Below are 16082 nucleotides of genomic sequence, written 5' to 3'. Positions count from 1 at the left end.
TCTTTTTACCTGTGCCGCCATGTGTTGTAAAGGCGACGCGCTACTTTAAACCAGCTTAAATTGCTATAACTCATAATCACATGAGGTCTTAAGCTCAAAAGGTGCGAGTCAAATGGACATCAATTTACCCAAGTCAGCACGGTATTGCGTTTGCCTTTACTCGTCGGTTATCCCTCGGCGCAGCTTTTCTCTTACCGACATATTGTGTTTTAACGGCCAAGACTGGCGGATAGGGTAGACTACCCCTTGCGGTGTAGAGACAGACTCAAAAAGGTGAAATGCCGAAACGTGAACGTCTACATTGGGGCTGTAAAGGGGAAGAGGCAAGCTCGACGTAGCCTTTCTAACAAGCGTAACGTGAGGCTTATATTCTCTACTTTCTACCTCTATTGCCGCCTTGCGGGCTGCTTTTCGCGACAATTTGGCGAGTTCACCTAGCGCCTTTGGCGCATCTGTCGGCGAAGCGAAGAGTATCTTAGGGCCGTTCCATAATCCCGTCGCATCGAGGGTTAGAGAAAAGGGTTCGCTCACAAGCTGATCGAGTTCATACACCAACGCTTCGTGCTGCCGGTGATTTATCTCACCTAAAAAGCTAAGCGTTATGTGGAAGTTCGCCGCCGGCACTGCGTACGGTTGCGCGGGCCCTTGGCTATTGGTGTTGTCGTAGCGCGCATTGGTAGACTTTCGAGAGCGGGTATACTCGCTTTTTACCCATTGACGGGGCATAACTTCAGGCAATGCCTGTTGGCGCCAGCTATCTAGAGCAAGTTTTTCTGTGGCGCTAAGATCTAAACCAATAAAGCTTCGCATAGCTTTCCTCCTTCCAATTTGCCCTTTAGCTTGTACATCACGTTAATGCCCATATAAACCTAAGTTTATCATGGCGCTACCTGCGATTTCCAAAACAAGACGCAAGTATTGAGCTATTTGCCAAATCTAAAAAAATAGCAGTGAGGTTCGGGTGCATTGCTCAAATCAGGTACACTATACACATCAACTTATAACACCTTTATGCCCTTTATGTTACAGCCGTTTTCTCACTTACCCGCTTATGAACTCGTTACGCCGCTTGAAGAAGCTGTAGCCGCTAGCAACGTCATCATAGGGGCTCCTCCGGGCGCGGGAAAGTCCACCGTACTTCCTTTGTCACTGCTGAAATCATCGCTTAAAGGAAAAATATTACTTATGCAGCCACGGCGCGTGGTGGTGAGAAACCTTGCGGACTATTTAGCTAAGCAATTAAATGAAAATGTGGGCGAAACGGTTGGCTATCGCATTAAAGGGGAGTCGAAAACATCGTCTGCCACTCGGCTTGAGATCATAACCGAAGGGGTGCTGACTCGCATGATTCAGCAAGACCCTGAGCTTGATGGAGTAGCCGCTATCGTCTTCGATGAATTTCATGAACGCAGTATTCACAGTGACTTCGGTTTGGCACTAGCGCTTGAAGTACAGTCTGGGCTTCGCGATGACTTACGATTAGTTGTAATGTCGGCTACCTTGGATGTAGCACCCCTTCAAATGTTGCTCAATGCGCATAGCGTGCCGCCAGTGGTAAACTTGAATACGCAAGGGCGCATGTTTCCCGTTGACATCCGCTACACACAAGATGTGCAGGCGCATGAGTTAGTACCCAAAACCTGCAATATCATAAAGCAGGCCGTAGGCGAACACGACGGTGATATTTTGGTTTTCCTTCCTGGGCGAGGAAGCATCAATGCTGTTGCCAAAGAAATAAAAGGGTTAGCTGAGAGTGCGGACATGGCCGTTCACATGCTCTATGGAGCGTTAAGTAAATCTGTGCAACAAGCCGCTATTACGCCAGACCCGCAAGGCAGACGAAAAGTCATATTATCTACCAATATTGCTGAAACGAGTCTTACCATTGAAGGCGTGACGGTGGTTATTGATAGCCTATGGGAAAACAGTGCTCAGTATCATCCGTCCAGTGACATAACTGCGCTTACCCAGCAGCGCATTTCGCAAGCATCCGCCATTCAAAGAGCGGGGCGCGCGGGGCGTGTAATGGCCGGAACCTGCTATCGTTTGTGTAGCAAAAGCAGCTTCGAGCGTTTGGCCAAATACAATGCGGCGCAAATTGAAAAGGAAGACTTAAGTAGCTTTTTGCTTGATACCTTAGCCTGGGGCAGTAGCCCAGATACCTTGGCATTGTTGACGAAGCCTACACAAGCGCAGCAGCAGGTCGCACAACAAAAGCTTCAGCGGGTTAATGCTATCTCACAATCCAGCATTACTCCCTATGGAAGAGCGCTGGCCCAGTTACCCTGTCAGCCCCATTTAGCCCACTTATTGCTGACCGTTAAACAAGGGATTGATGGACTTAGTGCTGATGACAACGAAGCGCTTCGCCACGCCGCACCTTTTGTTGTGGCCCTTAGCGAAAGTAATGTCAGTGTGGGCGGCGCAACAAATGTCATGGATGCGCTGCTAAACGCTAATAGCATCACGCGCAGTCAGCTTACACAGCAAGCTTCCCGTTATGCGCGCTACGTGCAAAATAATGATGGAAAAGCACAACGCTTTAAGCCTGATATTAACGAACTAGACGAGCAAGCACTTGGGCTTTGTATCGCTATCGCATTTCCTTTGCAGGTGGGCTATAGGCGCAGTGCGTCAGATAAATCGGCAGAGAGCTCGAATACAACAAATGGTAAGCCTAAGACCGGTATAGTCGAATACAAACTGGCAAGTGGCAAAGGTGCAGAGCTCACTGCTGCTGGTAGTGCGTCCATTTTTAATGAGAGCGAAAATGGCGATGGACCATGGCTGGCAGTGCTTGATGGGCAGCTGATAAAAAGCACGGTGGCAATACGCTTGGCACAGTCAGTGCCTGAAAGCTGGTTACGTTTAGCCTTTCCTGACGCGTTCAAAGAAAAGCGCAGCGTTATTCTTAACAGCGATACTGGGGTAATGGAAGCCAGAGTAAGTACGGGCTTTTATGAGATAACGTTAAATAGCACACCGGTTTCTGGACAGGAAAAAAGTCGTGAAAAAGCATTCTGGGATGATGCGTTATGCAACGCATGGTTCGCCTACCTTGATGCACTTCCTCTATCAAGCTGGCCGCTTTCTGACGCAGACTGGCAATGGTGGCGAAGAGTGGCAATGGCTGGGAAGCTCAATTTGCCACAAGACAAAGCCTTCGATGAACCCGAGCCGTGGCCGTCGTCATTGAACGCTCTCGTGCACGAGGCCAAAGACAGTTTAGCACCCGTCTTAAAAAACTGTAAAAACATCAAAAACCTTAAGCAGTTACCGTGGAAAACAGCCTTGAATAATGGTCTTTCTTGGCCTCAACAAGATGCCTTAGCCACACTCTTGCCAACTCACGTGACTATTCCAACCGGCAGAGAGGCTAGCCTGGATTATCGCGATAATGGAGATGTGGTGCTGTCGGTCAAAATGCCAGAGTTATATTCTCAAGGCACGCCATTAACGATAGCGGGTGGGCGAATTACCGTTGTATGTGAGCTGCTGTCGCCAGCAGGTAGGCCATTACAAACCACCAGTGATTTAGCCGCCTTTTGGCATGGCAGTTATAAGGAAATACAAAAAGAAATGAAGGGGCGCTATCCAAAGCACTTTTGGCCAGATGACCCCGCAAATGCATCGCCGACCAGCAAAACAAAAAAGCATATGTAGCGCGCTGATACGGCTACACGAACCCTCGTTTTCAGGTGATTTTTGTTTATTTTAAACAAAAGTAGTATCTATACGCCATTTTCCTATATGCCAGTTTCGTACACAGTATGTTTTTTACGACAGTGGTCGTGCGCTGAAACTTGCGCTAAGTTGGAGTATGAAACCTCACTCTTATTTACAGGTTAAACTACGCAATGAAACTATCTTGTATTGCCACTGCTGCTTTTTTATTTGCTACTTCAATTAACGTTCAAGCTCACGATTTTTGGCTAGAACCCACAGCATATCGTTCTCAAGAACCGAATTCGCTGGCATTGCAGTTTAAAGTGGGTCATAAGGAAGATACCTCTCATTGGAACCTTGCATGGGATAGAATAGTCGCGTTGCGCACCTACTCTTCTGACGGTGTGACTGATATGGCTGCCAGTGTTATACCTAAAACCTCAATGCTTCCCGGCATGGCAAAAACAACAAAGCTCTCACCCGGTACTCACGTCATAGGGTTTGAAAGCTATCACGCCACAAGCACATTAAAAGCGAAGAAGTTTAATCAGTATGCAAAAGAAGAAGGCTTAACTGAGGTATTGGCGCACCGCGAGGCAAGGGGACAAAACGATATCGCCGGCAAAGAGCTGTACTCTAGAAAGGCGAAAACCATTGTGCAAGTTGGCGATGCGGTAACGAACAACGTATTAAAACCCATTGGCCACACATTGGAAATAGTGCCTCTTGAACATCCTTACAAGCTTGCAGGAAACACGCTATCTGTTCAGGTATTATTTAAAGGTAAGCCTTTGAGTAACGCGCTTATCGATGCGTATTCCTTGGTTGATCACAGCGCTAAAGAGCAAGCGGTTAAAACGGATAGTGAGGGCAAGGCGACATTTAAATTTGACGTCGAAGGACCTGTAATTCTGAATACAGTTTGGGGAGTCCCACTTACAAATAGCTCGGCTGCAGATTTCGAAACCTATTTTTCAAGCCTAACGTTTGAGTACTTTCAGTCACCAACAAAGTGAGTGGTATACACCTTGTAGGCCACTGAAAATACCAAACAGTGAATGCGCGCCAGAAATGGCGCAGCATATATGAAATTTAAGAAGTCGTCGTTTCAAGGTCGATATTAAGTGAAGCCATCACTTCAAGTCCTGGGAACCCATCCGCAATCATGTTGTTACTAATTTGGTAATTGCGAATGCCTTCACGGGTAGCGGGGCCAATAATGCCGTCAGGCTTACCCACATCAAAGCCCAAATCATTCAGCTTGCTTTGAAGGGCAATAATATCTTTGCGATTGTACGCAGGTAAATCAGGTAACGTGGCTTTAATGCCAGAAGCGCCAGCAATACGGTCGGCCAATACACCCACGGCAATGGCATAAAACTCTGAGTTGTTCCAGCGCATAATAACGCGGAAGTTTTTGTAGGCGATAAAGGCGGGGCCGTTATGACCAGCAGGCACAATAACATAGGCGGTAGTGTCGCCTTCGCCCAGCTCAGAACCATCAGCTTTTTTCACGCCTTGGGCGTGCCATTCACTGAGAGATTTTCTATTTTTATAGCCTGACTCTTGATAGTCAAAGTTCTCAGGCAGTTGCACTTCACGACCCCAGCGGAAGCTACGCTCCCAACCCAAGTTGGCAAGAAAGTTTGCCGCAGAAGACAACGCATCTTCTTCACTTGCCCACAAGTTTATCTGTCCGTCGCCATCGCCATCAATAGCGTAGTGGGTATAGGCCGAAGGCATAAATTGGGTGTGCCCCATTGCACCGGCCCACGAGCCAATCATGTCTTCTTTTTGCAGCTTCTCTCGCTCCATCAATTTCACAGCAACAAGAAACTCTTGGGTGAAGTAGGTGCTTCGTCGCTTATCACACGCTAAAGTGGCAAGCGAATCGAGTACCGGCATTTTGCCTTTGTAAGAGCCAAAGTTTGTTTCTAGCCCCCAAAAAGCGAGCAGATAATGAGGAGGCACGCCGTATTTTTCACTTAGCTTATGCAAAAGCTTGTCGTGCTTTGCATACATCTCTTTACCTTTTTCGGTACGCCAGTCGGTAACGCGCTTGCTGAAATACCCCGGAAACGTTTGTACAAATTCTGGTTGGCTTCGGTCTAGCTCAATCACACGGTCTTGGTGAACAAGACGAGGAAACACATCATCGATAGTCCGCTGGCTAACCCCTTCCTGCTTGGCTTTATCAGCAAGCGCTGCGGTGCAGCTAGCGAATTGTTCATTGGCTAGCGCTGAATTCATTGTCGCACCCGCGAGAAGCAGCGCCATAGACGTGCGAAGTGACGGTCGAAGAAATGAGGCGTAAGACTTGGCCCCTTTAGGCGAACGAGTAGAGAAAAAAGAAGACTTAAATGAAGCTAAGCGCATAGTACGGTTCCTGTGTTACTTGCCAGCATGCTATCGCATTGTGACCGTGAAACGCGAGTAAAATTCATTTTTGTCCTTCAACATATTAGCGCCATGGGACGTTTCAGAAGTATACAAATTCGGAGTGTGCATATTTGGAAACAGTTGTTGAGAGGCGGCCCGAATGGTAATGTTGATACTAATAAAACTAACGTTTTAAAGGCGTTCGTTAAATCCATATCGCAATATGTGCGATGTCATCCTCAATGATCTTCATGGCGTTTTCACGTGGCAAAAAGACAGACAAAAGACAATCCATCTTCAAAAAGTAAAGCATCAAGCAATGGCAAAGGCTCGGCCAAGCGCTCGTGGTTTTTCAAACTGTTTTGGCGAGTCACTCTTATTGGTTTGGTTGTGCTTGGGGCCTATGCCTTCTACCTTGACGCCCAAATTAAGCATGCGTTCTCTGGAAATAAATGGGAAGTTCCCGCGCAGATCTTCGCCCGTCCGTTGGAAATCAGCAAAGGTGAAGAGATAACGCCCCAAGAAGTCATTGATGAGCTCAATTTGCTGGGCTACCGCAAGGTAACCTTTGCCGACAGTAGCGGTGAATATAGCTATCAAAATAAGGTGCTGACTGTGCAGCGCCGTGCGTTTCAGTTTCCAGAAGGCGCAGAGCCTCTGCGTCATTTAGTGATCACGTGGGAAGGTGCACGTATTGGGGAAATTTATGACAAGTCGCAAGGCCGCCCGTATGGTTCTGCAAAGCTAGAACCCTGGTTAGTAACGCGCATGACAAGCGGGTCTCAAGAAGACCGTATGCTGGTAACGTTAGACACCATTCCTGAAATGTTGCCAAAAGCGCTAACCCTGGTGGAAGACCGCAATTTTTATAATCACCATGGCGTTGCGCCGCTTTCAATATTGCGGGCTCTAATGGCAAACATTGCAGCCGGACGAACGGTTCAAGGCGGCAGTACGCTAACGCAGCAGCTGGTTAAAAACATGTTTTTAACCCGTGAGCGCTCCATTGTGCGTAAGGCAAAAGAAGCCATTATGGCGGTGATCATTGATGCCCGTTACAGCAAATCAGAAATTATTGAAGCGTACTTAAACGAAGTGTTTTTGGGGCAAAATGGCGATATGGCCGTACATGGTTTTGGACTTGCCAGCTATTTCTATTTTGACCGACCAGCTAACGAGCTAAGTACGCCCGAAATAGCCACGTTGGTTGCTATTATTAAAGGCCCATCTTATTACAACCCACGCAAATATGCTGAGCGCACGAAAGAGCGTCGTGATTTAGTGTTGCGCATGCTGTTTGATGAAAATGAAATTAGTCGTCAAGACTACGAACGTTTTGTGAATATGCCGTTAGGGCTCGCCAGTGGGGCTAGCTTAGCAAGCGGTAAACACCCTGCTTTCATGGAGCAGGTTCGTCGGGAACTCAATGAAATTCTGGCTGAGCCTAGCTTAAGAGATTCGGGCGTAAAAGTGTTTACAACACTTGATATCGTAGCCCAGCGCCGCGCTGAAAGTGCATTGTCGGGTACGCTAGACGGTTTGCAAAAAGACAGGAAAGTGCCATTACAGGGTGCAATGGTAGTCACAGATAGTGCAAGTGGTGAAGTACGCGCTATCGTTGGCGGAAAAGACTTTGCGTTCAAAGGCTTTAACCGAGCACTAGACGCAAAACGCCCTATAGGCTCGTTGATTAAACCTGCGGTTTACTTAACCGCACTAGAAGATCCAACACAGTTTAACTTGGCAACGCCGCTTAAAGACGAACCCATTACCCTTGAAAGTCGAAATGGAAAAACGTGGTCGCCGCAAAACTACGATAAAGAGTTCAGAGGGCAGGTGCCATTACTTCAAGGGCTAGTCGAGTCTTTAAATATACCTACGGTTAATTTAGGCATGCAGATAGGGCTTGATGCGCTAGCCGATACGATAGAGCGATTAGGGATAACCACCCCCGTAGATAAAGTACCGTCGTTGACCCTTGGCGCTTTTGAATTGACCCCTTTTAGTACCAATCAAATGTATCAAACCCTATCAAATGATGGACGTTATATACCTCTTCATACGGTGACGTCTGTAGTTACGGCTGATAATGCACTGCTTTGGAAAAAGGCTGAATTTTTCGCTCAGCGCACCGATGAAGCGGCAACCTATCTGCTTAACTACGCCTTATACAAGGTAACCACAGAAGGTACTGCAAAGCGCATTGGCTGGAATTTTGGCAATGTGAATATGGCCGGCAAAACGGGCACCACAGATGATTATCGCGACAGCTGGTTTAGTGGCTTTGATAGAAATAACGTTGTTACAGTGTGGGTGGGTAACGACGATAACCAGCCGGTTAATTTAACCGGGGCAGGTGGAGCCTTACCCGTCTTCATAAACTACATGAAATCTCAGTCACCCAAGTCATTATCAAGGCGTTTCCCAAAAGGCTTAGGCATTGCACATTTTGACGCCAAGACCGGCGCGGTTGTGGTTGCAGGATGTGCTGGGAGTTTAAGCGTACCGGCTATTTTGGATGTGCTTCCTCCACCTCAACAAGATTGTTCAGGCCGTCCTGTAGACAAAGACAGCGACAAGGATGATAAAAGCTGGTGGGAACGGATATTCGGATAAAAAAACTCCAGTAAGAAGATAGAAAACACAATCACTTGGCTGGGATACAGTCCGTGCTTTCTATCTCCCTCTGGAGTAAAAGGCCCAGGGAAGGCAAATCTTTTAGCGGTAGTCGGTTAGGTTCCTATTTGTTTTTATTGCGTTTTCAGTGACCTTTCTGAAGGAATAGGCGCGCTGTTGAAAACACCAGCGCACTGACTACAAACGCAATAACCGGTCCGAGTACCACCATAAATAGGGTTGCGGCGGTTAACATGTGCATTCTCCTTATGCGTCGTTATCGTCTGAGCTGATAGGCTCAATCGGCGTAATAGTGATGTCAGCAACCAATGCATTTGCTTCTTCTACTTCTGGCTCAAACGTATGGCTTGCAGTTAACACGTCATAAGTCACGCCTAGGTCCAAGTTCTGCTTTACGTCATGCATGGCGCTTTCAACGATAAAATCTGTATGCGAAACAATGTTGTTCTGAGTGTCGTCAGCGAACGCTGATGCGCCCAATACGCTAGTTGCTAAAGTTAGTGCAGTGAAAGTTTTGCGACCGATAAACATAGTAATCTCCAAAAATTAAGTTAGACACTGCACTTGAACATACTGCGTGGCAGCTATCATGTTGCTAAAGGTTTCGATAATAAGTCGTTATCAATTAACAATTAGTTTATAGCGAGGGATGTGCCAACTCGTAAAAATAAGGTAAGTATATGAATTTAATGAATTTTAACTTTTAGTAAAAAATAAAGGTGGAATTGAGGAATTAAAGAAATACTAAAATTTAGCGAATTTAATGTAGAGGTGGTCAAAATGACTAACGCAAATTTTTTAACACTTGCGCAGCGACACTGGTGACCATGAGAAAGGTCAGAAATAGGGGCGCTAGTCTATAAAGAAGAGCAGCGCCGCCAATGTATAAAAGAGTGAATAGGTCTAGGACGCTTTACTTCTAAATTGTGAAACCATTGTCATTACTAGCGCAATGATCACACCAGCAGCAATACCAACAACACCATCAGCAAGTATAGACATAACCAGCGATGCGTCTGGGATAAGTGCGGTAAACCAGTCGGTAATAACGTGCAAAAAGCCAATGCTGTGTGTGAGGATGCCACCACCGACTAAAAACATAGCAACAGTGCCTACAACCGCAAGGGTTTTCATTAATGCGGGGGCGGCAACTAATAACGCTCTGCCAATAAATCGTTGAAGGGTGTTCATTGAACCTGTTAACGACTTGCGAAGCATGTAAAGCCCAACATCGTCCATTTTAACTAGTGCCGCTACCAGCCCATAAACGCCAAGGGTAATCGCTAAGCTTAGTGCTACTAGTACACCAATTTGCGTAGTAAGTGTTGCATCGGTCACTGTGCCTAATGCAATTACAATAATTTCAGCAGACAGTATAAAGTCTGTGCGTATAGCGCCTTTTATTTTATCTTTCTCAAAAGCTACCATATCCACATCTTCGTGGGTAAGCGCTTCTATTCTGGCTTCTCGTGTTTTTTCTTCATCTTCGTGGGGAAGATATTTGTGCAGTAGTTTTTCTGCACCTTCAAAACATAAATATAACCCGCCCAGTACCAAAAGGACGGTTATAAGTGAGGGCACAAAAGCACTGATGGCTAATGCCGCAGGAACCAATATTGCTTTATTAATAAGTGAGCCTTTTGCTACTGCCCATACAACAGGTAGCTCTCGGTCTGCTTTAACGCCTTGGACCTGGTCGGCGTTTACCGCTAAATCGTCGCCCAAAACGCCCGCTGTTTTTTGCGCAGCGACTTTCGACATGGTTGCGATGTCGTCCATTAACGTTGCTATATCATCAAGTAGGGCAAGTAAGTTAGCTGCGGCCACGTCGAATATCCTTTGTTATGTATTACAGTTAGAGTAATCCCCAGTAAATAGCAGCTTAGCGTACTTAAAACATGGGTGATATACAATCAGGAATAATGCCGATAAATCACAATTCGTTTTAGGCAATTTTCAGGGCTATCACCAACAGAAAAGGCGAACTCAGAGGAAGTGTGAGTTGAGAAGAGCACGCTCGTGCTCTTCTCATGTTGAAGTTAATTACCCCAAATGCTGTTTACCAGTTCTGGATGATCAACAAAAGGGTTTCGATTGTTCTGGAAATTGAAGGCAGCGTCATTCCTATCGATTTCCTTTTGGCTTACAGGGTCTTGAGAATGCCAGCTTAAAAGCAGAGTTAAGAACCAGCTTTCGAATACTTGATCACTCGTACCATTCAACACTGCGTCGCCATAGGTGCTATCCGTTTCCCAATTTGCAATGACGTTTTCATAACGTGTCGCCATGTAGAAATACGCTCTAGCGAAGTCACCTTTGAACTCGTCGATGGGCTCAAAAACGGTGCCTGTATAACCAGAAGCAGAAGAGCCCGCGCCCAGTTTGGAACCATTCGATGACGTATAAGTAGCACTTGCGACATCACCGTACGGATAGCTACTTCGGCGACCGTTAACGTAGCCGTCGGTTGCAAAAACGTGATGAACATCAGTATTCATCGGCGAGACTGCACCGCCAAACCAGCTGCGCGGGAAGGCGTGTTCGCGGTTATAGCAACTGCCTTCTCCACTATAGCTGCCACACTGGTCAGAACCAGCCGTGTAGCTGTAAGCGTCACTACCATTTGGGTTTTCTGAATACATGTCCAAAATGGAGCCGTCATTTTCATAGTAGCTGTCGCTTGTGTATGAAATATAGAATGTCCAAAGGTCGCCATAGCTTTGTGTATTATGATTTTTGATAATGTTGTAAAGCTCGGTTTTTAACGCATAGCCTGACAGACCGTTGGCACTTGCATAGTAACCAGTGAGTTCTGATGAACCACCACCACTGCCGCCGCCACTCGTTGTACCAACGCTAAAGCTGGTGCTTTCACTCGCGCCGAAAGAGCCGCCATTAGCAACAGACACGCCCTCTATTAGCAAGTTATAGCTGCCAGAGCCATAGGAGCAGCAAATTCCATCGCCATAGGCATCACTAATGGTAAAGGTATATTCTCCATCAGTAAGGCAAACCGCTTCAGTATAACTTTGGTTGCTAGCGTAGCTGCTGCCAGAGGCTTCAACTTGGTTGTTTGCGTTAGTTATTTGCCAACTGGTTTCGCTGCCGTAATTGTCGGTAGTTAAGTTCAAAACGCCTGAATGGCTAGCACACGTGCTTCCACCGCCGTTATTGCCACCTGACCCAAGCGTAGTCGGCTCGAATGCGTCTACATAGACGGTTTCTGACCCATCAAAGCCCGCCTGATCATAAAAGCGTAACCCCACCTCAATCTCTTTTGACGCTGTAGCGGAATAAGAGAAAGTAAGCTGTTGCCAGTTTCCAGTTAATGAGTTGTCAGAATAACCTTGATAACCGTCTACATATAGGCGTGCTTTTACAGCACCTTCAGTGTGATATAGCCTCACTGAAAATTCATAATTTTGACCGGCGGTTACATTGATTGTCTGACGGAAGTCAGTTGAACCTTGCGTTGTCGTATTGACGGTAACTGCAGCAGACTTGCTTCCCGAGAATGAGTAGACCGAGTTTTCAGCTACACTAATGCCGGAGTCGATAGTTGACCATGAATTAGGTGCGCCAGACGTCCATGTTTCAAAGTCTCCATTGGAGACCTGACCCATGGCGATAGCGGGTAACAACGCACCTGCCAAGCCGACTATTTGACGTAAGTTTATATTCATTTATTTTCCGTTATTGTCTTTATTTTAAATGTATATTTATTCCTTAAACGTAGTGTTCGACGCCTTCCTAGACGTATCAAATATTGCACGTATTTGTGACAAAATGAATAAAAGTGCTTAATCTAACGGCAGAGAGTACTGAGTTAACGGCAAGGAAATAGATGCAAATAAACGGTGAGTTAGGCAAAAGATCAGTACTACCTATTATGGACTGTTGGGAGCAATAAAGTGACTGACAGCCCAATTCCATCGCTATCCGTACGCTCATATACGAAGCAAACGTGCCGCCATAAACACAACTACTTTCAGTTAGTGCTGCCCATCAACGGACATATCTTGATAGAAATCGATAATTTTAGCGGGCGAGTAGGCGTAGGCGAAGGCGTATGCATAGCGCCGAATGAGATCCATTATTTTAGCGCTAACGAACTGTCAAAATTTATTGTGGCGGACTTGGAGTATGTGCCAGTTAATTTAAATGACAGGTTGCACCCAATATTTCAGGTAACGTCCGCATTACAGGCGTTTTTATCGTTTGTAGAGATTCAAATTAGCCAGTTTGCTGACCAAGGCCATGAAGAAATACTGGCGCTATTTTTAACCTTGCTAGAAACATCCTTGAAAGGATGCAGCATGGATAAGCGAATGACTCCTGTATTAAGCCATATTCATCGCGACCTTGCCCGAGGCTTTACACAGGTGGAGTTAGCACGGATAGCCTGCATGGGAACAACGCAATTCAAAACACGCTTTAAAGAAGCCACCGGGCATAGTTTACGAGATTACCTTGTAAAAGTGAGGATGGAAAAGGCCAAAGCACTACTTAGAAATACCGATACACCAATGTTGGGTATAGCTCAGCTAACAGGGTATGAAGATGTTGCAGCATTCAGTCGCCGGTTCAAAGCGTATTTCGGGCGACCCCCTAAGTTTTTCAAAAGAAAGTGACTGTGATAAGGGCTTACCTCACATGACGGTAAATCGTTGATAGAGAGGGCTAGTTAATCTCTTCGTCTTTAGGAAGTTTATTGACTCTGGCTTCTATAAAACGTTTGTGGTCGTCCATTTTGGTGCATTCTAAGGTTCCACCAGCAATTCCACTCAATAACGCCAAAGTTTTATTGGTCGTACTGCTACAGTTTACGCGTTTTGAAGGGCGTCGATTTTCATTAGCTTGTATTTGCTGTGTGCTTGGCCCGCTAAGAACAGGACTATTTTTACGCTCTTGAAATGCTTTTGCTGCTTGTTCTGCGTCTTCAGCGACTTTGTCACTGTGATACTTTTCAAAATAGAGGGCGGCGCCATCTTTTACCGACAGATTCAACGAGCCTGCGCGCCGATTTGCGTCTTTTGATAAAGTGGGCGACGGCAGTGTACTAGTCGGCTTACTTTCAATGGGTACCTGCTGTGTATCGGGCTCAGCATTTTTCTGCTGCTTGGGCGCGGGGCTTTCTACAATTTCATTCTTACTATCAAGTGCTTCAGTCGCTTTGGTTGCGTCAGGCTTCAACTCAATTTCTTGCCTTTTAGGGGAAACATCGATTGGTTTAGTTTCTTGTGGTTTAGCTTGGGCAGAAGGGCGTGGAACGGGGGGATAGTACAGTCTGGCGCTTATCTCCTGCGTTCGCTCCAAAACATTTACTCGTGCTTTTTGGTTGTTGATGCCCATTTGAGAAAGTATGACCACTACGATGATCCCAAACACATGTGCACAGCCCGAAATTAATAGTGGGCGCCACGCCGTTTTCTTTGCAACGGAATGGTGTTCAATGCTGCGCTCAGGCGCAAAGAAAGATGGGGTGATAGTCGTCATAGTAAACAACAGACCATGGGCCCTATCGAATAGTTCCATCCTAATTTCATCGCACTTTTTAGTCCTCTCACCTTACCGCAACCTCATACCGCTTCAAAATTGGGCAAATTTTTAACAGTGCACCATTAGTGTGCATTATTTTTGTGCGTTCATGAAGCGTTTGCTTGTATGTATTTGATTTATTTGGCTAATCATTTGTGGCATGGCTCTTGGTTTATCTTCCCATAGTTGGAAACACGACCATAAATCACAGAATAACCAAAACAAACTGGGAGCAACTCATGAAACTAGTCACAGCGATCATCAAGCCGTTCAAGCTAGATGATGTTCGTGAAGCCATTTCAGAAATCGGTATCGACGGTTTGACCGTGACCGAAGTGAAGGGCTTTGGACGTCAAAAAGGACACACTGAACTTTACCGCGGAGCGGAATATCAGGTGGATTTTCTACCTAAAGTCAAACTGGAAATTGCTGTTCAGGATGATCAAGTAGAGCGCCTGGTAGAAGCCATCGTTGGCGCTGCCAAAACAGGCAAAATTGGAGACGGCAAGGTGTTTGTTTACGACCTTGAACACGCCGTTCGTATTCGAACTGGTGAGTCGGATAGCGACGCGCTGTAAGCCACAACGATATATTTGCGGAGAAAACCATAATGGAAATCACTTTTGAACTTGGGTATGCGCTAGATACCTTTTATTTTCTAATCTGCGGTGCACTGGTTATGTGGATGGCTGCAGGTTTTGCGATGCTTGAAGCAGGTCTTGTTCGAGCGAAAAACACCACAGAAATTCTAACTAAAAACGTGGCGCTATTCGCTATCGCTTGCACTATGTACATGATTTGCGGTTACGGCATTATGTACGGTGGCGGCGACTGGGGTCCATTCCTAAGCGGTATCATGGCTGATGGCGCAACAGGTGTCGCTGAAGAGCCAGCAACATATGCACCTTCTGCTGACTTCTTCTTCCAAGTAGTATTTGTTGCAACAGCAATGTCTATCGTATCTGGTGCGGTAGCTGAGCGTATGAAGCTTTGGGCATTCCTAGCGTTCGCAGTTGTTATGACGGGCTTCATCTACCCAATGGAAGGTGCTTGGACATGGGGCGGCGAAGCAGTATTCGGTATGTATACGCTTGGCGACCTTGGTTTCTCTGACTTTGCAGGTTCAGGTATTGTTCACATGGCTGGTGCAGCTGCTGCTCTTGCTGGTGTTCTTGTGCTTGGTGCTCGTAAGGGTAAATACACCGCTGACGGTAAAGTAAACGCGATTCCAGGTGCAAACTTACCGCTTGCAACTTTAGGTACATTTATCCTGTGGATGGGTTGGTTTGGCTTCAACGGCGGTTCAGTACTGGCTACTGCAACTGTTGAAAGTGCAAACTCAGTAGCGATTGTATTTATGAACACAAATGCTGCAGCTGCTGGTGGTGCAATTGCTGCACTTATCGTAGCACGCATTCTATTCGGTAAAGCTGACCTAACTATGGTACTTAACGGCGCACTAGCCGGTCTTGTGGCTATTACAGCAGAGCCTTCAACACCTACACCATTACAAGCTACTTTGTTCGGCGGCCTTGGTGGTATTTTAGTAGTGCTTAGCATTGTTGCACTAGACAAGCTTAAGATTGACGATCCAGTGGGCGCAATTTCAGTTCACGGCGTGGTAGGTCTTCTAGGTCTTATCCTTGTACCTTTCACTAACGATGGTTCAAGCATCTCTGGTCAGCTAATTGGTGCAGCGACTATCTTTGTATGGGTATTCGTAGTGAGCCTAGTGGTATGGCTAGTGATTAAAGCGGTTATGGGTGTACGTGTGAGCGAAGAAGAAGAATTCGACGGCGTAGACATGAGCGAATGTGGTCTGGAAGCATACCCAGACTTCACAAGCAGCCGTTCGTAAGAGA

Annotated in this window: 12 protein-coding genes; 6 read left to right on the top strand and 6 right to left on the bottom strand. The window is 46.3% G+C overall.

The window, feature by feature from the left end; all coding sequences use genetic code 11:
• Positions 1–156: 156 nt before the first annotated feature.
• Positions 157–810 carry an RNA 2',3'-cyclic phosphodiesterase gene (gene thpR, locus ACFI6J_RS14160; protein WP_101563344.1) on the bottom strand — a complete coding sequence of 218 codons (654 nt, stop codon included), beginning with the start codon at positions 808–810 and terminating at the stop codon, positions 157–159.
• Positions 811–966: 156 nt separating this feature from the next.
• On the opposite strand from thpR, the gene hrpB reads away from it, so the two are divergent.
• A complete protein-coding gene (gene hrpB / locus ACFI6J_RS14155; protein ID WP_462586235.1) occupies positions 967–3663 on the top strand; it encodes an ATP-dependent helicase HrpB in 2697 nt (898 codons plus the stop codon).
• 194 nt (positions 3664–3857) lie between these two features.
• Positions 3858–4682 carry a DUF4198 domain-containing protein gene (locus tag ACFI6J_RS14150; RefSeq protein ID WP_458733443.1) on the top strand — a complete coding sequence of 275 codons (825 nt, stop codon included), beginning with the start codon at positions 3858–3860 and terminating at the stop codon, positions 4680–4682.
• Positions 4683–4758: 76 nt separating this feature from the next.
• Here the strand turns inward: ACFI6J_RS14150 and ACFI6J_RS14145 are convergent, their stop codons facing one another.
• Positions 4759–6042: a lytic murein transglycosylase gene (locus tag ACFI6J_RS14145; RefSeq protein ID WP_462586234.1), complete on the bottom strand. Its 1284-nt coding sequence runs from the start codon at positions 6040–6042 to the stop codon at positions 4759–4761.
• Positions 6043–6309: 267 nt separating this feature from the next.
• Between ACFI6J_RS14145 and mrcB the strand changes: the two genes are divergently transcribed.
• Entirely contained in the window at positions 6310–8661 is a 2352-nt protein-coding gene (mrcB, locus tag ACFI6J_RS14140; protein WP_239220011.1) for a penicillin-binding protein 1B, read from the top strand.
• Between the two features lie 267 nt (positions 8662–8928).
• Here the strand turns inward: mrcB and ACFI6J_RS14135 are convergent, their stop codons facing one another.
• The 3 genes from ACFI6J_RS14135 to ACFI6J_RS14125 all read right to left on the bottom strand — a co-directional run bounded on the left by ACFI6J_RS14135 (position 8929) and on the right by ACFI6J_RS14125 (position 12365).
• A complete protein-coding gene (locus tag ACFI6J_RS14135; RefSeq protein WP_014975460.1) occupies positions 8929–9213 on the bottom strand; it encodes a hypothetical protein in 285 nt (94 codons plus the stop codon).
• A gap of 372 nt (positions 9214–9585) precedes the next feature.
• On the bottom strand, positions 9586–10509 hold the full coding sequence (locus tag ACFI6J_RS14130; RefSeq protein ID WP_039225115.1) for a DUF808 domain-containing protein: 924 nt from the start codon (positions 10507–10509) through the stop codon (positions 9586–9588).
• A 212-nt stretch (positions 10510–10721) separates the two neighbouring features.
• Positions 10722–12365, bottom strand: coding sequence for an endonuclease (locus tag ACFI6J_RS14125; protein ID WP_462586233.1), 1644 nt, complete (start codon positions 12363–12365; stop codon positions 10722–10724).
• Positions 12366–12593: 228 nt separating this feature from the next.
• On the opposite strand from ACFI6J_RS14125, the gene ACFI6J_RS14120 reads away from it, so the two are divergent.
• Positions 12594–13313 (top strand): AraC family transcriptional regulator, encoded by a 720-nt coding sequence (locus ACFI6J_RS14120; RefSeq protein WP_168532941.1) that lies wholly within the window; start codon positions 12594–12596, stop codon positions 13311–13313.
• 49 nt (positions 13314–13362) lie between these two features.
• Here the strand turns inward: ACFI6J_RS14120 and ACFI6J_RS14115 are convergent, their stop codons facing one another.
• Positions 13363–14217: a hypothetical protein gene (locus ACFI6J_RS14115; protein ID WP_462586232.1), complete on the bottom strand. Its 855-nt coding sequence runs from the start codon at positions 14215–14217 to the stop codon at positions 13363–13365.
• A 242-nt stretch (positions 14218–14459) separates the two neighbouring features.
• Here ACFI6J_RS14115 and glnK point away from each other — a divergent pair, with 242 nt between their 5' ends.
• Together glnK and ACFI6J_RS14105 are read left to right on the top strand one after the other, a co-directional pair.
• Positions 14460–14798 carry a P-II family nitrogen regulator gene (glnK, locus tag ACFI6J_RS14110; protein ID WP_012516988.1) on the top strand — a complete coding sequence of 113 codons (339 nt, stop codon included), beginning with the start codon at positions 14460–14462 and terminating at the stop codon, positions 14796–14798.
• Positions 14799–14830: 32 nt separating this feature from the next.
• Positions 14831–16078: an ammonium transporter gene (locus ACFI6J_RS14105; protein WP_014948004.1), complete on the top strand. Its 1248-nt coding sequence runs from the start codon at positions 14831–14833 to the stop codon at positions 16076–16078.
• Positions 16079–16082: the final 4 nt, after the last annotated feature.

This window comes from Alteromonas sp. G4i13, from assembly GCF_054960505.1.
This window is presented reverse-complemented; position numbering and strand designations above follow the sequence as displayed.